This window comes from Shouchella xiaoxiensis (assembly GCF_016907895.1).
Lineage (GTDB): Bacteria > Bacillota > Bacilli > Bacillales > Bacillaceae_D > Shouchella > Shouchella xiaoxiensis.
Map to the genome: position 1 here is coordinate 111688 of NZ_JAFBCV010000005.1, position 19882 is coordinate 131569.

The window sequence follows — 19882 nt, forward strand, 5'->3', positions numbered from 1 at the left end:
TTTTTGCTAGAACTAATAGTAAACAGTCTTAAAACGTCTTTATTCAACCGGCCAGCTTTGCTGGTGGTAAGCCATATCCCAGAACATATATTCATACCTGCTCGTATTTAGGAAGATCTGCTCAATTCGGTTTAGCTCTTCTTCAGACTTTGACTCAGCTAGACCGTCAAGCGTTTCGATTAACCATTCGGCAATTGCCCCAAACTCTTTAGAAGCATACATCTTAACCCACTCGCCATAGTATTCATGTTCAGTAGCTCCAGGAATTTTTGCAAGTTCCGTTCCAATTTCATAGTAACTCCACGCACAAGGTAGAATGGAAGCAATTAATTCAGCAATCGATCCTTTCTGAGCTTCCGCCATCATCACTCCACTATATGCTAGCGTTACAGGACCAGGGACCGTTTCTTCAAGCTCTTGTCGGGAGATTCCGAGCCTTGCTGCGTACGATCTGTGCAGCTCCATTTCTGTATTTAGCGTTTCATCTAGAGCTTTTGCAAAGCCTGACATTGTGTTTAGATCAGGCGCAAGTACACTTCCTAAAGCCATTACCCGCGCATAGTCGATTAGGTATTTATAATCCTGACGCATGTAATATTTAAATGAATCTAACGGCAGTGTTCCATGACCAATCCCTTGTACAAACGGATGTTGATGACTAGCTGCCCAAATTGAATCTGCCCGCTCTCGTATGCGTTTTGAAAAAGTCATTGTTTTGCTCCTCTACATTTTATTGAACAAAAAACCACTTTCTACTCAAAGAAAGTGGCATAATCCATGGCTATTGATCGATGCCCACTTCCCTCCGCTAGTTTTAACTAGATCAGGTCATTAAGGGTTAAGGCAAATCCTCTCTCAGCTACTTAAAGCACCCCTAGTGGTAATTATTCTGTTCTCTTTTTTAACCTATCATAGTCTCTCTACCCTCGCAAGAAACCGTCTTCACAGATTATAAAATTTTTGATAAAAACAATTTCGTGCGCTCATGTTGAGGTCGCTCAAATAAATTTTCTGGCGTACCCATTTCAACTATACATCCTTCATCAAACAATACGACTCTGTCCGCTACTTCTCTTGCAAAGTTCATTTCATGGGTTACAACTAGCATAGTTATCCCCGTTTGAGCAAGCTCTTTTATAACAGTTAGCACTTCTTTAATCATCTCTGGATCAAGCGCGGATGTCGGTTCATCAAACAACATTACTTTCGGCTCCATTGCCAGCGCCCGAGCAATCGCCACACGCTGCTGTTGCCCTCCAGACAATTGACTTGGAAACTTATTTGCTTGCTCATAAATTCCAACTCGTTTGAGTAAAGACTCGGCTTTTTGTTCCGCTTTTACTTTTGACCACTTACGCACAACAGCAGGAGAGAGCATAATGTTTTGTTTAATCGTCATATGCGGAAATAAATTAAACTGTTGAAAAACCATCCCTGTTTCTTTTCTGATCGCGTCAATATCTTTTTGTTTATGGGTGAGTTTCTTCTGATCGACAGTAATCGTTCCAGAGTTAATCGATTCAATTCCGTTTAATGTTCGAATAAAAGTCGATTTTCCTGAGCCTGATGGTCCTAAGATACAGAGAACTTCACCTTGCTTGACCTTAATCGAAACATCTTTTAACACATGTAATTCACCAAAGTATTTATTTAATCCCTCACATGTAATCATCCATTGGGATTGATCTGTTTTTGCTAGTTGATTCATCTGCTGGCATTCCTTTCTTCGTACGAACACTCTTCTTATCATAAGCAATCTGAGTCGTCTAAAGCAAGATCAAGCGATAGCTCCCTTACCTACAGCCAGAAATCCAATTTGTTTATTAATATCCATCATTTTCTTGTGCGTGATATGATAGAGCTAATCAGTACTCACTAAAAGGGGATTCTTTTTATGACAACCATACTTACTGCGACTCTCGCTTTACTCATCTATGCACTCGCCTGTTTTTATGTCAGTTATAACGGCTGGCGTTGGCTTAATACAAGTTTCTCATTCCCTTATAAAAAAAGTTACTTCTTTGTTCTTTCATTTTTAGCAAGTGCATACATACTTTCTTACTTCGTACCATTCGCTTGGCTTGAGCTCGTTGGTGGTTATTGGCTGGCACTGTTCGCCTACAGCTTGTTCCTGCTGCCAATCGCAAACATCATTTATTTTTTATCCAAGAAAAAGAAGGCTGTTCTCCTTACGCTTGGATACACATTTTCTGCCCTGTTTACCTTTGTTCTTATTTATGGGTCGTTTAATGCCTGGTCGCCAGTAGTTCGGCACTATGAAGTAGCGCTTAACAACGAGAGCCGGTCTGTCCAATCGGAAGAACTACGCGTCTTGCTTGCTGCCGACTTGCATATCGGTAACCAGATTGGTGAAAAACATGTGCAGCGCTTTGTAGATGTTGTTAAAGACGAAGCGCCTGACCTCGTGCTGCTTGCCGGTGATATTATTGATAATACAATTGATACGTTTATGGAAGAAAATTTAGTTGCTTTATTTGAAGAAATTGATTCACCTCTTGGAGTGTTCGTTGTACCAGGCAATCACGATTATTACGGAGGTGATTTGCTGTTATTGAAAGATGAATTTCAAGAAATAGGCATCCACTTCTTAATGGATCAGCAAGTTGACGTTAATGGACTGCTAACCATTGTCGGTCGCAAAGACTTTACCGATCCTGACCGACTTTCGATTGAGGAGTTAATTGAAGAAACAAGTTCAGCACTCCCAATTATTATGCTTGATCATCAGCCTCGGGACATTTCTGAGGCAAGGGACAGCGGTGTTGATTTAATTGTATCAGGACACACCCATCGTGCTCAGCTATGGCCAGGACACTTGATTACTCAACAGCTTTACGAAAATGACTGGGGCTACAAACAATTTGATCAGCTTCATTCATTTACAACCTCTGGATTCGGGTTTTGGGGGCCGGCGCTTCGAATTGGCAGTCGCTCTGAAGTGATGGTTGTTGATTTGCAATTTTAACTAGACAAAGAGGGCAGCGATTACGCTGTCCTCTTTGTCTGTATTTATTTCTGATCATTTGTCTCTTCAGAGAGATCACCATCTGGGATATTTTTATCAAATTCCTCCCGCATTACTTCAAGCTCTTGCTGGGATTCTTTTTGAAAATTCGGGTCCCATTCTTTATGTTTATTCTCTAAACGAAGAATGTCGTATTCACTACTAAGTGCCTTTAACAATGAAACGCTCATGAGTACAATTACAATCGCAAATGGGAAGGCTGCAATGAGCATGGCCATCTCAAGCGCTTGTAATCCTCCTGAAAGCAGTAACGCTGCTGCCGTTCCTGCAAGAATTAAGCCCCAAATAATTTTCACACTTGTTTTTGGGTTTAATCGACCGCCTGTTGTCAACATCCCTAATACTAATGTTGCCGAGTCAGCAGATGTAATGAAGAACGAAGCAATTAAGAGTACGGCGATTCCAATGATAGCGATACTAAATGGATAGGACTCTAGAAATGCAAACAGTGCGACTTCATTTCCTTGATCAGCAATAAGTTGGTACAACCCGCCTCCTTGCGAAGCATCCGCCTCCATACCTGCGACTCCAAAAATAGAAAACCAGATCGCACTGAAAATAACCGGTATTGCGGTAACACCGATAACAAATTCCCGAATCGTTCTTCCTCGAGAAACACGGGCGATAAATGTTCCAACAAAAGGAGACCAGCCAATCCACCATGCCCAATAAAACAGCGTCCAATCATTGAGAAACTCTCGATCTCCAGTAAATGCATTCATTCCAAATGTCATGCTCGGCAAGTTTTGCAGATAATTTCCCATTGTAGTAGAGAACGTCTCAATCATGCGAACACTTGAACCTAACGAAAAGACGAAGATCATTAACACTATAGCTACCACAATGTTTGTCCAGCTTAAATAACGAATTCCTCTATCTAAACCCGTTGCTGCCGATAGTAAGAAAAGAACCGTTACTATTCCAATAACAATGAGATTCGTCACTGTGCTATTCTCAATTCCATTAAAACTGTAGCTCAATCCTGCTGTAATTTGAGAAGCCCCTAAACCAAGTGAAGTAGCAACGCCAAAAATAGTTGCAAATACAGCTAAAATATCAATGCTGTGACCAAGTCCGCCTTGTGCTCGTTTTCCCAACAGTGGAGTGAAAGCAGAACTGATGAGCGCTGGCGCGTCATGCCTAAATTTAAAATAAGCAAGAGTTAGCGCAACAATCGCATATGTAGCCCAAGGGTGAAATCCCCAATGAAACAGCGTATATTGCATTGATTCTGCCATTGCTACAATGGTATTTGCTTCTGCAGAAGGCGGGCTATATAAATGAGTCAATGGTTCTGCAATACCAAAGAAAACAAGCCCTACACCCATTCCAGCAGTAAACAAAAATGCAAACCACGTAAAATAACTGTACTCTGGCTTTTCATCTGGCTTTCCAAGTCTAATTTTCCCAAAAGGACCAAATACTAAAAAGAGAGCAAGTAAAACAAAGGCAGTTGTTGCCAGGATATAAACCCAGCCAAAATTCGATGCTAAAAATCCATCAATAAGTCCTAAAACGGCATCGACATTCTCAGGTAAAAAGATGCCCCATAAAATAAACACACTTGCAATTGCAAGTGATACCCAAAATACGAGCGTTAATGTGTTGTTTTTCAACTGATCTCCCCCTTGTCTTTATTTAGGAATCACATCAATAGTTATCCCAACATATTTACTTTCCCACACTTTTCTACATTTCAAACATAAAAAGAACCCTTTTTTAGCTTACTGCTAAAAAAAGGGTTCTTCATTAAACTGCTTTTTCTTTCTTCTTCTCTTGCTTGCTTCGTAGTTGCCCACAAGCTGCATCGATGTCAGTTCCTTGTTCTAAGCGAACCCCACAATTAATGCCTTTCTTCTTCAATGTTTCAAAAAATGTCCGAATGGCTTCTGGCTCGCTTCGTTGATATTGGCCGTGCTCATCAACGGGATTGTACGGAATCAAGTTCACATAAGAAAGGTGACGCTTATCACCGATAAGCTCAGCAAGCTCTAGCGCTTCTTTTTCGTGGTCGTTCACGTCTTTAATTAAAATATATTCATACGTTACGCGACGATTTGTTTTGTCTAAATAGTAGTTAACGGATTCCATTAACTTTTCAATTGGAAATGCTTTGTTGATCTTCATGATGCTTGTGCGAAGCTCATCGTTTGGCGCGTGTAAGGATACGGCGAGATTAACCTGGCTTTTAAGGTCAGCAAACTCTTTAATCTTGTGCGCTAAACCACTTGTTGATACCGTGATATGTCTCGCACCAATCGCAAGTCCTTTGTGATCTTTAATAACATCAAGGAAATCAACCGTATTTTTAAAGTTATCAAATGGTTCCCCAATACCCATTACAACAACGTGACTGACGCGCTCATCTTGTTTTTTGGAGTCAAGATGAAATTGGACTTTCATAATTTGCTCAACAATTTCTCCACTTGATAGATCACGGTTCTTTTTAAGTAGTCCACTTGCACAGAAACTACAGCCGATATTACAACCAACTTGAGTCGTCACACAGACTGATAGCCCGTACTTATGACGCATTAATACCGTTTCAATTAAATTGCCGTCGTGCAGCTTAAAAAGAAACTTAATTGTGCCGTCTTTTGATTCTTGACGCACATGCTCCTCAAGCGTTCCTAACGTAAAATGTTCTTCTAAAAGAGATAAACAGTCATTCTTCACATTGTTCATCTCAGAAAACGACGTCACTCTTTTTCGATAGAGCCAGTCCCATACTTGTGTTGCTCTAAATTTTTTGAAGCCACGCGCCGTTAACCAATTTGTTAACTGCTCCATCGTGAGCCCGTAAATTGATTCTTTTACCATAAATAACCCTCTCTTCATTTTTTGAATTCTGCTATAGGTACATTCGCTTTTTTAAGCTGCGAAAAATAATCGTTCTACAATCTTTTATTATAGCAGACTTGTTACAAAAAAAGAAAGGGGGTTATTAATAAAGCTTCAAGAGGGAGTAATGATTAGGAAGAGAGAGTGAAGGAAGTTCTCCAAGAACATTAATTTCTAATTAAGTTCCCGTATACATAGAGAGCATCTTCAATATGATAAGGATCGGTATGATGATTGCCCTTTGCTTGCGCAGTAATTAGAAGATACTCTTTGCCATTAATTAACGCTAGGCTTGCGAGGCACAAGCCTGCTTCTTTTGTATAACCAGTTTTCCCGCCTAGTAAGGCTCCATCGGAAAATGACGTTTCAGGGATTTTGGAAAACAACGTACTTGTAAGGGTTAAACCGTTAGGATGATAAAAACTCGGTTGAGTTGTATGGATCGCAGCGGTGAACACTTTTCGAAACACGTCATTGTTCATCGCATCGTTTAGAAGGAGGAGCATGTCACGACTAGTTGTATAGTGATTGGTGTCGTGGAGTCCAGTCACGTTTGTAAAGTGTGTATCATTTAGTCCAAGCTGACTTGCTTTTTCATTCATTCGTTTTACATAGGAAGTCTCGTTACCGGCTAGATAAGTCGCCAGGGCCAGTGAAGCTTCTGCACCAGAAGGCAACATCACTCCGTACATTAAATCAATGAGCTCTACTTGCTCATTCGAAGCAAACCCTGCCATTGCAGCGTTTGTACCGCTTAACTGAGCGTGTATCTCTCCAGTAACGATTGTTTCTTCATTTAGATCATCTGACTGTTCAATGGCAACCAAGACCGTCATTATTTTCGTTAACGAAGCAGGATACATCCGTTCATCTGCATTTTTTTCATGGATAATGGTTCCAGTACCCCTTTCCATTAAAATCCCATGTTCACTATGTATATTTTTTTGAAACGAGTCAGTTGATTTGAACCCCCCCGTGAAGGAGTAGGAACTCTCCATTACCCATAAGGTACAAGCAACAATAACCAACACAATGGCTGTTGCTATCTTTTCTTTTGCAGTGTATGAACGCATGTAAAACACCCTCCTCTATAATTGTATTAAACCATGTAAAAGAAGGGTGTTTTTTAATAAAAAATGAGTAAAACCTTAACTTTTTCTTAAGTTTTTTAATTCAAAGGCAATCTAACCGAAAAAACCGTTTTATTGTCGGAACTTGTTGCAGAAATCGTACCACCATGGGCAACAACAATCTCTTTAGAGATGGCTAGTCCGAGCCCTGCTCCTCCTGTTTGTGTACCTCTTGAAGCGTCTAAGCGGTAAAACTTTTCAAAGATACGCTCCAGTTTTGATGGGGGAATGGGCTTTCCCGTGTTTTCAATTGTAATGATCGCGTTGTCTTTCTCTGTACGAGCCCGTAAATAAATCACGCTGTTTGGTGAGCTATAGGCAACGGCGTTCTTTAAAATATTATTAAAGACGCGGCCCAACTTATCTGGGTCTGCCGGAATCGTTAATTCTTCAACCGCATCTACTTCCGCTTGAAGCTGACCTGCTTCAAATAGTGGATAAAACTCATCAGCAAGCTGCATCAACATAAAGGGTAAATTGAGTTGTTCTTTTTCTAGAACGATTGTTTGTAGGTTGAAACGCGTGATTTCAAAAAACTCGTCAATTAACTGTTCTAACCGATGTGCTTTATCAAGTGTTATATCCACATACTTAGCTCGCTGTTCAATTGGCATATCCTTCGCTTCATTAAGCAAACTTAAATAGCCAATTACCGATGTTAATGGTGTTTTAATATCATGTGCTAAATAGACAACAAGATCATTTTTCCGTTGTTCTGCTTCCTGAGCAAGCACAGCCCTCTCTTTTAGTGTATCTTTCACAGACTGAAGCTTTCTTTCCATAAAATCGAGTTCATCAGGCAAAGCAATTCGCTCAGTTGACTCAGCAGCAAGGGCATCAATCCCTTTGCTTATTGCAATAAAATACGATTTAAAGCGGGATAGAGCAAAATAGAAAACGATCAGCAATAACACAATAAAGCCAAACGCCAGCCAAAGCGTTTTGTTTTGCCTAAAAATTGTCGCATAGACTCCAACCGCTTCGTAATACTCAATGTCCCAGAATGTTTGCAACCCCATGACAAACAGTTCTGCGAAGGGTGCCTGTAATATTCCGTCAATAAAGATATAGTAAATGATCAGTCCAAGAACAGCAGTAACAATCGAAATAGCAATAACTTGTCCAATCATTTTTCGTTTTAACTGGCTGAATTGCTTATTCAATCATATAACCTACTCCCCAGACAGTCTTAATGTATGAACGATTCTTTGCGGCTGCGTTCATTTTCTCACGTAAATGACGAACATGCACCATTACGGTATTGTTGCTACTATAGTATTTATCCGCCCAAACCTCGTAAAATAACTCTTCAGAACTGACTGCTCTGCCTTGATTCTCACAAAGAAACCAAAGGATTGAGAACTCTTTCGGCGTTAGGTTTAGCGGCTTTTCGTTCAAAAAACAGTTACGGGAATGTTTGTCGAGCGTTAAACCAGATATGGTAATGATATGGTCGGTTTTCTCCTCTTCTTTGCGCTCAGTTGAATCTGATTGATTGTATGTTTTCGAACGCCTGAGCTGTGCTTTCACCCGAGCAACCAACTCCAGCGGCTGAAACGGTTTTGTCATGTAGTCATCAGCGCCTAGCGTGAGCCCGGTTATTTTATCGACTTCATCGTTTTTTGCCGTTAGCATAATGACTGGGTAATGAGCTACTTCTCTAATTTTTCGACAGAGTGTGAACCCATCCATATCCGGCATCATCACATCCAGAACTGCCAAATCAATTTCTTCGTTTTCTATATGAGCTAATGCATCCGTTGCTGAATAATACGCATGTACCGTAAACTGCTCTAGCTCTAAATACAGCTTAATTAAATCCGCAATTTCTTTTTCATCATCAACAACTAAAATTTGAATTGACACAATCAGAACCCCTTCTTTTCTTTACTCATAGAACAAGTATAGCGGAAAAAGGGTCCACTCGTTTAGGGTTTTTTATCCATTTACATGAAAATCGACTGGAACAACATCTTCAAAACTGATGCAAAACCACTTCAGTAGAATCTTCCACTCTTAGCGAGCACGCCCTCAGTCGCTTGCGTTTACTTACATAAAATAGAAGCTTCTGATTCGCGTTAGCCAAGAGGAATGCCAGACTCTCACTCTCGGATTAAAATCAAAAAGGCGATTAATCCAACTAGGATTGTTCGCCTTTTCATTCTGTTCATATCTTTTTGTCACGGTCACAATTTTAACGATTGATGAAAATCGAGTCCTGATTCGGTTTTCTCGATATAGCCGCTTCTAATAACGAAGTCGCCAAAGTGTTCACCAGCTTTGCGCTCTTTTGCATAGGCAGAAATAATTGGTTCAAGCGTTGCTAAAATCTCTGCTTCTCCAATATTTTCTTTATGCATCTTACTTAAGCGATCCCCAGCAAAACCGGCACCTAAATAGAGATTGTATTTTCCAGGAGCTTTTCCGATAAAACCAATCTCTGCAAGCGCCGCACGTGAACAGCCATTCGGACAGCCGGCCATGCGGATCGTAATCTCTTCTTCTCTTAAACCAGATTGATCCAGTATTCCTTCAATTTTTGTAATTAACGACGGCAAATACCGTTCTGATTCTGCCATTGCTAAACCACATGTCGGCATTGCGACGCACGCCATTGAACTACGACGGAGCGCCGAAGTATGCTCACCAGCTGACATGCCGTGTTTCTCGAGCAACGCTGTTATCTGCTTTTTCTTGGCGGTCGTTACGTTGCTAATAATAACGTTCTGGTTCCCAGTTAAGCGAAAATCACCTGTATGAATTTCCGCAATCCCGCGTAAACCAGTCATAAGCTGGAGGGGACCATCATCTTTGATTCGGCCATTCTCAATAAACAACGTGTAATGCCAACGTCCCTTTATCCCTTTTGTCCAGCCATAGCGGTCACCGTTGTGCTCAAATTGATCAACCGTTTTCACATCATCAAGGGAACGTCCTAAGCGGGACGTTAACTCTTCCTTAAGCCAGTCCAAGCCATGCCGATCAATCGTATATTTAAATCGCGCATATTTTCGCTCTGAGCGATTTCCATAATCACGTTGAATCGTAATTAATTGTTCCGCAACTTTTACCATGTCTTCCGGTTTACAAAATCCAATTAATCGGCCAATTTGTGGATACGTGTTTGTATCGCCATGAGTCATGCCCATACCGCCACCAACCGCAACATTAAAGCCTAGCAGCGTACCATTTTCCACAACCGCGATGTAGCCGATATCCTGTGAAAAAACGTCCACATCGTTTGCTGGCGGAATGGCTACACCAATCTTAAACTTTCTTGGCAAATAGTGTTTTCCGTACATCGGTTCAACTTCTTCTTGTTGTTCTGTACCAGCTACTTTTTCTTCATCGAGCCATATCTCATGATAAGCTCTCGTTTTCGGGAGTAAATCATCGCTTAGTTTTCTTGACCATTCATAAACTTCGGTATGGATGTCTGACTGATACGGATTTGGCGTAATCATTACATTACGGTTCACATCTCCACAAGCCGCAATTGTATCCATTAGTGCATCATTAATCGCTTTAATACTTTTTTTCATGTTCCATTTTAAAATGCCGTGGAGTTGAAAAGTTTGTCTTGTTGTTAAACGAAGCGTGTTGTTTCCGTACGTTTGCGCGATTTGATCCATTGCAAGCCATTGTTTCGGAGTAGCGACTCCACCTGGCAAACGGACGCGCACCATGAATTGAAAGGCTGGCTCAAGCTTTTGCTTACGCCGCTCATTTCGTAAATCACGGTCATCTTGTAAGTAACTGCCATGAAACTTCATTAAGCGATTGTCGTCGTCATTAATGCCTGCACTTAACGGTTCTTGAAGTGCTTCTGTTAACGAACCTCTGAGGTAATTACTCTCATCCTTTATACGCTCTACATCACTAGGAGGTCCATGCTGGGTGAGTCTATCATTTTGTTGTGCCATCGGTTACCTCCATTAATATACATCGCGTAAATAGCGGTTTTGTTGTTGCATTTCAGTTAAATAAGCGAGCGACTGTTCCGCGGTCTTGTTGCCTTCCTGCTCAATAATCGCAAGGAGGGTGTCATGAACATCTTTTGCCATCTGCTTTTCATCCCCACATACATAAAACGCAGCTCCTTGCTCGAGCCATTGATAGAGTTCAGAAGCATGCTCTCGCATTTTATGCTGCACATAGACTTTCTCAACACCATCCCTTGAAAAAGCAACATCCATTTTCGTGAGAAAGCCTTCCTGTAACCATCTCTGCCAATCAAGCTGATATAAGAAATCCGTTGTGAAGTGCTGATCTCCAAAAAACAGCCACGCCGGACTCGTTGTTCCGAGCGCCTCACGCTCTTCAATAAACGATCGGTAAGGAGCTACACCAGTTCCTGGTCCTACCATAATAATCGGTGTGTCTTGCTTTTCAGGTAAGCGGAAGTTATCGTTGCGCTGAATGAAGATTGGCAGCGTATCGCCGGGCTTCTTCCGTTCTGCACATTGGACCGAACACACGCCAGCACGTGGTCTACCATGGGCATCGTAGCGTACCGCACTTACAGTAAGGTGAACTTCATCAGGCTCTGCCTCGTAGCTGCTCGCAATCGAGTAAAGCCGTGGTGGAATCTTTCTCAAGACCGAAGCAAATTCAGTCGAAGTTGCTTTAAATGGTCCAAAATCCCGCACAACATCAAGTAAATCGCGCCGATCAATGTACGCTTGCAGCTCTTCCTTGTTTGCAGATTCTAACAGCGTGCTTACTTTTTTGGACGATGAAAAAGCAGCTAGTTTTTCTAGAACAGGTTTTGTCACAATGGTTATTTCAAACGTTTTCGTAAGTGCTTCTTTTAAAGCAAGCTGCTCACCCTTCTTATTAATTGAAACAAATTCGGTCCCATCATAATTTAATTCACTTAAGAGCGCATCTACGAGCTGTTCATCGTTCTCTGGATAAATTCCAACGCTATCACCGGGCTTAAACTGAAAACCAGACCCTTCAAGCGAGAGCTCAAGATGACGCGTTTCTTTTAACGAGCCTTGCCCGTTTAAACAGATGTTTTCCAAAATCTCCGCATGAAACGGGTTTGTTCGTGAATAATTACTGTCTTGTTTTAATTCTAGTTGTGGCGTTGCTTGCACTACTTCTGCTGTATCTGTTTGCAAATTGGACCGAACAGCTTCAAGCCAAGTTGTTGCATCTTCATCAAAATCTATATCGCAATCGACTCGAGGCGTTATTGCCGTTCCACCGAGCTCAGCAAGCCTCTGGTCAAACTGTTTCCCCGTCTCACAATAAAATTCATAAGAAGAGTCGCCTAGAGCTAACACCGCATACTGTAGGTCATTTAATTTCGGCGCTTTACGCCCCATGAGAAATTCATGAAAGGCCATTGCGTTATCGGGTGGCTCTCCCTCGCCATGTGTACTCACAATCACGAGTAAACGGTGAACAGTCTTCAGCTCTTTTGCTTTGTATGTATGCATCGATGACAGCTCTACCGCAAACCCATCTCCTTCTAGCTGTCGCTTTGCTTCCTCAGCAAGCTGTTGACCATTCCCTGTTTGGGAGCCATACAGGATGGTTATCTGCTTTTTCACAGCTGGCGCTTGACCAGGGCTTGTTCCTGCCGTACCGGCATTTAAATCATGTTCTTGATTTGCCCCGGTTCCAGCAGTTGTTGCTGCCATCATATACCCACTCAGCCATTGTTTCTGTTCATTCGTTAATGAGGGTAGCAGTGAATTTAACAGCTCTACTTGCTGCTCATTAAACGGACTATTTGTACTTTGTAATGTCAACTCACTCACCTCAGATCTTACCCATTTCATCTAATTGTTTTGATAGCCAACTCTCACGATCAACACGCGTAAGCACTTCGGTTGAAGCCAATGCATCTACTAAAAACCGTTTCTCGCTTGAATGTATTCGACTATTAAGAATGCGTTCTCGCGCGTGTTTTAAAAAAAGTAGATCTTCTTCCGTTGTATCGGATAACTGGTTTACGATTTTTTTCCTCAGTCTTTTCGTATAAACTGGACTAGCGCCAGAAGTAGATAGCGCAATCGTTAACAGTCCTTTTCTGATGATTGCCGGAAAATGAATATCACTGCGACTGGCATTATCCGCTCGATAGACGAGTTGCCGTGGTGCTCGATTTTTCATTAATGCATCATGCAGGTTCTTGTCATTTGTACACAACAACAAGGCATCACTTAAAAAGCATTCCCTTTTAGAAACCATCCGTTTTTCATGGGTGATTTTAGGGTGTGGAATTAACGCTGTCCACTCACTTGTTAAACATCCTGTAATTAGATAGACACTTCCTCCCGCCTCGATCACAGTACGCGTCCGTCTTAGCGCAACGCTGCCTCCGCCGATTACCACGCAGCTACGTCCTTGCCATTGAAGCAACATGTTATGCAAATCTTTCTGCGGCGCACGCTTCTTTTGCCCGGCGAATAAGCACGGATTTTAAATCATGATCGAAACCGAGAAAATCACATAGAACAAACTGTGTACTGCTTTCTCTTTCACTAATCGCTGCACGAAGTTCTTCCATTAACACTCCAGTAAACAGCAAATAAGGCAGAACATAGACCGTTTTAGTCTGGAGTCGTTCACACTTGACCAGGCCTTGTTCAAGCGTCGGTGTAGTGGCCGCTAAAAAAGCAATTTCGACATTGTCACACGCCATTTTTTCGTAAATCAATCGAGCAATTTTCGCAACATCGCTCGGTTGATTTCCATCACTAGAACCTCTGCCGACGACTAAAACCGTTGTATCGTTTTTACGCTCTTTTTCTAAGCGAGGTAGACCGGCATCTTGCAGTCGTTTCAAAGCGACGTCGATCACATCTGCCTCAATTCCAAACGGACGCCCATAGGTTATTTCTAAGCGAGGATGACGTTCGCGCGCTTTAGTTAATTCAGCGGGAATATCATGAGTCGCGTGATATGCCGTTAGTAGCAAAACAGGAACAACTGCTAGTTTCGTCGCCCCTTCTGCTACAATATCATCTATCGCTTCTTGAATCGTTGGCCGAGCCAATTCAATGTATGCCTCTCTTTGCAAAACAGGAAACGCAGGTTTCACTTGCTCAATAAACTGCAGAAACTGCTTGTTCCCCTGTTCCACTCGACTGCCGTGACCGATGTACAAAATCGCCTGCAACTGCATCCACCTGCCCTTCAAACCATTGATTGAGCCAGTTAGTCATTGGCCAAGCATCTGTATTTACTGATTCAGAGAAAGGACGATGAAGTGATAGTAATCGCTGTTTTACATCAGGAGATAAAGCAAGCAGGTTCAGTTTTCGCAAAGCTGGATAATCACTGTAAAGCTCAAGTAACAACTCACATGCCGCTACTGAAGGAACAATAATCTCCGTTAGATTCTCTTCTTCTAGTAAACGATTCAGCACAATTTTTGAGGAGTTCACTTTTGTTTTAAGCATCGTTTGTTGATACGCATAGCCTTCTTCACAAAAACGGGCATCATTTGCTAAGAGCAACTTCGCCTCTGCGTTACTTTGTGCTTGAGGTCGAATGCCATAGCTGTGTAAAGCGGCTTTTGCTCGCTCTGTTTTCGCCGTGAATACAGCTTGAAGCTGCCTTATATCGATTTCTTGTTCCTCGAGCCATTTGAAAAATACCGTTACATCTTCTGCATCCTGAAAAGCGACCTCACCATAGTGGTCAAATTCGATTTGAGGTAAGGGGAGCATCGTTTTGTGCCAGCGCGGATATAAAAACGGTTCAGCACCCTCTGCTTCAAGCTGTTTGGCTACATTTTCTGATAGCTCATCGTTTAAGAGCAGTGGAGAGGAGCCAAACAATGGCTTGTTTTCAAACCAGCTCTTACCTGTATACTCTGACGCGATCTCTCCGACAAGCGTAATCGCAGGATTGGATAGTTTTTCATGTTCAACCGTGGCGACAATCGTCCCAAGCTCTGCTTTTACCGTCTTTTGTTTTGTTGTTGTGCCCCACTGGATCACTAAAACAGGTTCAGATTCAGACCGGCCATTCTGAATCAAATTCTCAACAATAGTTGGTAAATTTTTTACACCCATGTAAAAGGCAATCGTATCAAGTTTGGAAAGAGCTTCCCAATCAAGTTCTAATTCATCCTTGCCTTTGCGATGTCCCGCTGCCACCGCAAAACTCGTTCCATAAAGTCGATGTGTAACAGGTATACCGGCATAAGCAGGCGCTGCGATCCCAGCAGTTATTCCCGGAACGATTTCATAAGGAATGTTGTACTCCTCTAAAAAAGCCGCTTCTTCACCAACTCGTCCAAAGACGCCAGGGTCACCGCCTTTTAATCGGACGACCGATTTACCTGCCTGAGCATAGCGCACCATTTCATCATGAATGGCTTCTTGTCGAAGAAAGTGCCGCTGTGGCAACTTTCCCGCGTAAACCAACTCTGCATCGAATTTCGTCTTTTCTAACAATAATGGGTTAACGAGACGGTCATACAAAACAACTTCGGCTTGCTCAAGGTACGCCAGTCCTTTTGCGCTAATTAAACCTTGATCGCCGGGACCTGCGCCAACCAAATATACGGTGCCTTTATCGACCATAAGCAAGCTTCCTCTCTTCTTAGAACAGAATTTGTTTTTCTTTTAAATACGTTAAGATTGTCTGAACAGCCTCATCAACCGATAGATTATCGGTTTCGATAACCAGCTCAGGCGCATCCGGCTTTTCATAGGGAGAGCTGATTCCAGTAAAGTGGGAGATCTCACCTGCCCTTGCTTTTTTATATAAGCCTTTTACATCTCTTTTTTCACATTCTTCTAATGAACAGTTGACGTAAATCTCAATAAACTCCCCTTGCTCAAATAGCGCGCGAACCGTATCTCGATCCTTTTGAAAAGGTGAAATAAAAGCCGTAGACACAATCGTTCCAGCGTCTACAAACAGCTTAGAAACCTCACCAATCCGGCGAATGTTTTCGTTACGGTCAGCATCCGTAAACCCTAAATCCTTGTTTAAGCCGTGTCGAATATTATCTCCATCTAATACATACGAGGAATTTCCTTGTTTAAAAAGTTGATGATCTAGGGCATTTGCGAGCGTTGATTTTCCAGATCCTGATAGACCGGTAAACCAGAGTACACAACTTTTTTGCTTCAGCTGTTTTTGCCGCTCTGTCTTTTTTACGCTTGTTTGATGCCAGACGATGTTGCGTGTCATTCATTGTCCCCCTGTTCATCAGCACCACGCATTAATACTTCGACCACTTCTTTTCGACTAAATTCTTTTGGCGGCAGCTCTTTATTTTGTAGCATTTCTCTCACCTTTGTCCCTGAGAGGATGACATGGTCTTCTGCTCCATGTGGGCATGTTTTTGGTGAAGCCATATTTTCACAAGCCTTGCAATAGAAGCTATGTTCAAAAAAGATTGGCTTAATCCCAAGCTCATCGTTCGGAAAATGAGCGAAGATTTTTTGCGCATCATAAGTACCATAATAATCACCTACACCGGCATGATCGCGTCCAACAATAAAGTGAGTGCAGCCATAGTTGCGCCGGACAATGGCATGAAAGATTGCTTCTCTCGGTCCCGCATACCTCATCGCTGCTGGAAAAACAGATAAGTGTACCCGGTTTTTAGGGTAATACCGCTCTAATAGCACTTCATAACTTTCCATTCGTAACCCAGCAGGAATGTCGCCTTTCTTTGTCTCGCCAACAAGGGGATTGAGAAACAAGCCATCAACCGTCTCCAATGCCGCTTTTTGAATGTATTCGTGCGCGCGATGGACAGGGTTCCTCGTTTGAAAACCGACAATCGACTGCCACCCTTTTTCTTTAAAAATGGCCCTCGTTTCACTTGGATCTAAGTAATAAACCGCAAAACGATCATGTTCCACTCGCTTCGTCACTACGATTGATCCTCCGATATAAATTGGTGAACGCTCAAATAATTTGGCAACTCCAGGATGTTGATCGTCTTCTGTTTGATAGACGAGTTTCGCTTCTTTCTGTTTATCTGGTTCATATATAGAGTCGATTTGAATAACGCCGTAAACCTCTCCTTGATAGACAAGCTTTGCCTCGTCTCCAAGTGCTAAGCGAGCAGCATGTTCGAATGGAATTGGTAAAGTAATCGGAATGCTCCACGGTTCTCCATCTTGCAGACGCATGTTTTCACAAACAGATTCATAGTTTGCTAGATTCATAAAGCCTGTTAACGGTGAAAAACCGCCATTGCCAATTAGCTCTAAATCCGATAGTGCAAAAGCATCGAGCTCAATTTCTTCTTTAATATGATCGATAGCTACAGCTGGATTATAACGGTCAACAAGCGATGTACGTTGCACTGTTGTCATGATTCATCTCCTTTTATCGGCGCATGCAGGCCGCATTCAGTTTTTCCACTACCTGACCAGCGTCCACTTCTTTCATCCCCTCCAGCAGCAACTGGACTGGTGCAATACGTGCAGCCAATGCTTGGATACTGCTGATCATGAAGCTTATTGTAAGGAAGTTGATGAAGCTCGATGTACATCCAAATTTCTTCCTCAGTCCAATGGATAAGTGGGCACACTTTAATCTTTTTAAACCGATGGTCTTGATTAATGAATTGCGTAGTAGCACGAGTAGGTGATTGCTGCCTCCGTAAGCCGGATAACCACGCATGGTAAGGTTGGAGCTCACGTTCTAATACATCAAGCTTTCGCAGTTGGCAGCATTGATCGGGATTTCTTTCCCAGAGCCGGTCACCGAACTGCAGCCGTTGCTCTTCTGGCGTGAGGCTCGGTTTTGCCATGTTAATTTGAAAAGAAGGATAGCGCTTCTTTACTTGTTCAATTAATTGATAGGTTTCTGTGAAATGGAAATCGGTGTCTAAAAACAAGATCTGTGCGTTTTTTTGGACTTTTGACAATAAATCAAGCAGAACCATTGCCTCGGCTCCAAAGCTACAGGCATAAACCAGCTTTCCTTTAAATTCATTCGCAGCATAGCGCAAAACATCCAAGCTATCCCGACCAATTAAATCAGTATTTAACTGCTCGAAATCCTGTTTCGTTAATTGATCATACGACAAGCTCATTTGTTACACCTCATTTCACTCGTCATTAATTCCTTGTAAATTGATATGTTTTAAAGAAATTCTACTCGTGATTCTTCACCCTGTCAACGATTGATTTCAAACAATCTGAACTATTCGAGATTTACAATGACCCATCACAAAAAGCCACATCTGCTGATTCAGATGTGGCTAAAGGGCTTTTTCTCATTTAATTTACGGGTGTAAGCGCCTTTTCTCCAGCTAATACATTCTTAATATTAGCGGCTGCAAGGGTTGCCATTTCGTTGCGTGTTTCGACAGTTGCATTGCCAATATGAGGTGTAAGCACAACATTGTTCATTTGTATTAGTTCGTCATTAATTTGTGGCTCAAATTCAAACACATCAAGCGCAGCTCCAGCAAGCTGTTCCTTTTTTAATGCTTGGACGAGTGCTTCCTCATGAATAACCGGGCCACGCGCTAAATTAAGGAGAACCGCGCTTTTTTTCATCTTAGGGAATGTGTCTTCATTAAATAGATGATGCGTTTCTTTCGTATAAGCCGTGTGGATTGAAATCACATCAGATGTTTCAATCAATTCATCGATCGGCATGTACGTCGCCTGATAGAGCCTTTCTGCCTCTTGTTTGCGTGTTCGTGCAGTGTAAACAATATTCATATCAAATGCTTTAGCTCGCTTTGCTACAGCTTGGCCAATTTTTCCGAATCCAATGATGCCAAGCGTTTTTCCTTTCAGTTCATTTCCTAAAAAGAACAGTGGAGCCCATCCATTAAAACCCGTTGTGCGGCAAAGTTGATCGCCCTCTGGAATTCGTCGCATTAAACTAAGCATTAAGCCTAACGCAAGTTCAGCAGTCGCGTCCGTTGATACTTTCGGGGTGTTTGTCACAACGATCCCCCGCTCAGTTGCTGATTGAACATCAATGTTATCAAAACCAGCACCGTAATTAGCGATAATCTTTAAATGAGGAGCATTCTCTATTACACGAGCACTTACTTTGGTAGAAAGAGGACAAAGCAATGCTGTTGCCTCTTTGATTTGCTCTATCAATTCAGCTTCGGAGATGAGCTGTTCTCCTTTATACACGTCATACGAATAGTCGCTGAGCCTATGATAGCCAGCTTCTGGAATTTCACCAGAGATATAAATCTGAGCCATTTGCTTCACTTCGCTTTCTAGTTGTTGTTTCTAGCTGGTCTTTCTAGATGAAGAATTCGTTTCTCAATTCGATTCTTCCACTCTAATGATAACGCATCCACTGAGAGAATTTTGTACATCGCCTTCAAATCTTTGTTTTCAAAATACGTTTTGTTACAAGCTAATATGGAGATGCTTTCTTTATTCCGTTGAATAAGCTTAATCATTGACGTGTCTTCTATTTTCCCTTCCTCAATTACCTTTGCTAAGTAACCTGTTAAACCTGTTTCAATGACTCTTTTTAATAACGTATTCGCTTCAACATAACGATCAATCGTGCTGCAAGGTACTCTTCCCTGAGTGATTTGAATAACGGTTTGTCCTACTTGATAAATGTCTCCGATGTAAACATCCTTTTCTAGCATATTTGAGATGGTGATATTTTCACCAAAAGCAGGTAGAGGAAGAGGCTTTCCTAATTCCTTTTCCCACTTGTCATAGTGCTCATACGGATAAAAACAAACGGCCCTTTCAAGTCCTCCGTGATTCTTCTTATCTGCAACACCATCGTTTTCAAAGCCTTCCTTCAGAAGGTATGCTTCCTTCACGCTCGTTTTGCCAATTCCAGTTTCCATCGTTTTTCCGGCACCATAGCTTAGCTTTTTAGGCTTTCCTACTGCTAAACGATGAATAGTCGGTTCATTATTCATAGTGTCTCT

At 42.0% G+C, this 19882-nt stretch carries 18 protein-coding genes and 1 riboswitch; of the genes, 1 reads left to right on the forward strand and 17 read right to left on the reverse strand.

Annotated elements, in window-relative coordinates:
- Positions 1-39 precede the first annotated feature (39 nt).
- Positions 40-711, reverse strand: coding sequence for a thiaminase II (tenA, locus tag JOC54_RS09730; RefSeq protein ID WP_035418182.1), 672 nt, complete (start codon positions 709-711; stop codon positions 40-42).
- A 72-nt stretch (positions 712-783) separates the two neighbouring features.
- Positions 784-886: riboswitch (TPP riboswitch) on the reverse strand.
- Between the two features lie 63 nt (positions 887-949).
- Positions 950-1672 carry an amino acid ABC transporter ATP-binding protein gene (locus JOC54_RS09735; protein WP_204466253.1) on the reverse strand — a complete coding sequence of 241 codons (723 nt, stop codon included), beginning with the start codon at positions 1670-1672 and terminating at the stop codon, positions 950-952.
- 222 nt (positions 1673-1894) lie between these two features.
- Here JOC54_RS09735 and JOC54_RS09740 point away from each other — a divergent pair, with 222 nt between their 5' ends.
- Entirely contained in the window at positions 1895-2986 is a 1092-nt protein-coding gene (locus tag JOC54_RS09740; RefSeq protein ID WP_204465979.1) for a metallophosphoesterase, read from the forward strand.
- 44 nt (positions 2987-3030) lie between these two features.
- Here JOC54_RS09740 and JOC54_RS09745 read toward each other — a convergent pair whose 3' ends face one another.
- From JOC54_RS09745 to JOC54_RS09815, 15 genes are all read right to left on the reverse strand, one after another.
- Positions 3031-4662, reverse strand: a complete 1632-nt coding sequence (locus tag JOC54_RS09745) for a BCCT family transporter (protein WP_204465981.1) — start codon at positions 4660-4662, stop codon at positions 3031-3033.
- Positions 4663-4795: 133 nt separating this feature from the next.
- Positions 4796-5866 (reverse strand): dual-specificity RNA methyltransferase RlmN, encoded by a 1071-nt coding sequence (rlmN, locus tag JOC54_RS09750; protein WP_204465984.1) that lies wholly within the window; start codon positions 5864-5866, stop codon positions 4796-4798.
- A gap of 188 nt (positions 5867-6054) precedes the next feature.
- Positions 6055-6960, reverse strand: coding sequence for a D-alanyl-D-alanine carboxypeptidase family protein (locus JOC54_RS09755; RefSeq protein ID WP_204465986.1), 906 nt, complete (start codon positions 6958-6960; stop codon positions 6055-6057).
- 95 nt (positions 6961-7055) lie between these two features.
- Positions 7056-8147 carry a sensor histidine kinase gene (locus tag JOC54_RS09760; RefSeq protein ID WP_204466256.1) on the reverse strand — a complete coding sequence of 364 codons (1092 nt, stop codon included), beginning with the start codon at positions 8145-8147 and terminating at the stop codon, positions 7056-7058.
- A gap of 25 nt (positions 8148-8172) precedes the next feature.
- Entirely contained in the window at positions 8173-8883 is a 711-nt protein-coding gene (gene vanR, locus JOC54_RS09765) for a VanR-ABDEGLN family response regulator transcription factor (protein WP_204465989.1), read from the reverse strand.
- Between the two features lie 320 nt (positions 8884-9203).
- Positions 9204-10940, reverse strand: a complete 1737-nt coding sequence (gene cysI / locus JOC54_RS09770) for an assimilatory sulfite reductase (NADPH) hemoprotein subunit (protein ID WP_204465991.1) — start codon at positions 10938-10940, stop codon at positions 9204-9206.
- 12 nt (positions 10941-10952) lie between these two features.
- Entirely contained in the window at positions 10953-12779 is a 1827-nt protein-coding gene (locus tag JOC54_RS09775; protein ID WP_204465994.1) for an assimilatory sulfite reductase (NADPH) flavoprotein subunit, read from the reverse strand.
- Positions 12780-12789: 10 nt separating this feature from the next.
- Positions 12790-13395, reverse strand: coding sequence for a precorrin-2 dehydrogenase/sirohydrochlorin ferrochelatase family protein (locus tag JOC54_RS09780; RefSeq protein WP_239586657.1), 606 nt, complete (start codon positions 13393-13395; stop codon positions 12790-12792).
- 1 nt (position 13396) lies between these two features.
- Entirely contained in the window at positions 13397-14152 is a 756-nt protein-coding gene (locus JOC54_RS09785; RefSeq protein ID WP_204465998.1) for a sirohydrochlorin chelatase, read from the reverse strand.
- The gene (gene cobA / locus JOC54_RS09790; protein WP_204466000.1) at positions 14079-15566 is read right to left on the reverse strand and encodes a uroporphyrinogen-III C-methyltransferase; all 1488 of its coding nucleotides are present in this window, start codon (positions 15564-15566) and stop codon (positions 14079-14081) included. Before cobA ends, JOC54_RS09785 begins: the two co-directional genes overlap by 74 nt.
- Before the next feature lie 19 nt (positions 15567-15585).
- The gene (gene cysC / locus JOC54_RS09795) at positions 15586-16182 is read right to left on the reverse strand and encodes an adenylyl-sulfate kinase (protein WP_204466003.1); all 597 of its coding nucleotides are present in this window, start codon (positions 16180-16182) and stop codon (positions 15586-15588) included.
- On the reverse strand, positions 16179-17321 hold the full coding sequence (sat, locus tag JOC54_RS09800; protein ID WP_204466005.1) for a sulfate adenylyltransferase: 1143 nt from the start codon (positions 17319-17321) through the stop codon (positions 16179-16181). Before sat ends, cysC begins: the two co-directional genes overlap by 4 nt.
- A complete protein-coding gene (locus JOC54_RS09805) occupies positions 17318-18046 on the reverse strand; it encodes a phosphoadenylyl-sulfate reductase (protein ID WP_204466007.1) in 729 nt (242 codons plus the stop codon). The genes sat and JOC54_RS09805 overlap by 4 nt, the downstream gene beginning before the upstream one ends.
- Positions 18047-18233: 187 nt before the next feature.
- On the reverse strand, positions 18234-19184 hold the full coding sequence (locus tag JOC54_RS09810) for a 2-hydroxyacid dehydrogenase family protein (RefSeq protein ID WP_204466009.1): 951 nt from the start codon (positions 19182-19184) through the stop codon (positions 18234-18236).
- A gap of 17 nt (positions 19185-19201) precedes the next feature.
- Positions 19202-19873 (reverse strand): MOSC domain-containing protein, encoded by a 672-nt coding sequence (locus tag JOC54_RS09815; protein ID WP_054794089.1) that lies wholly within the window; start codon positions 19871-19873, stop codon positions 19202-19204.
- Between the last annotated feature and the right edge of the window lie 9 nt (positions 19874-19882).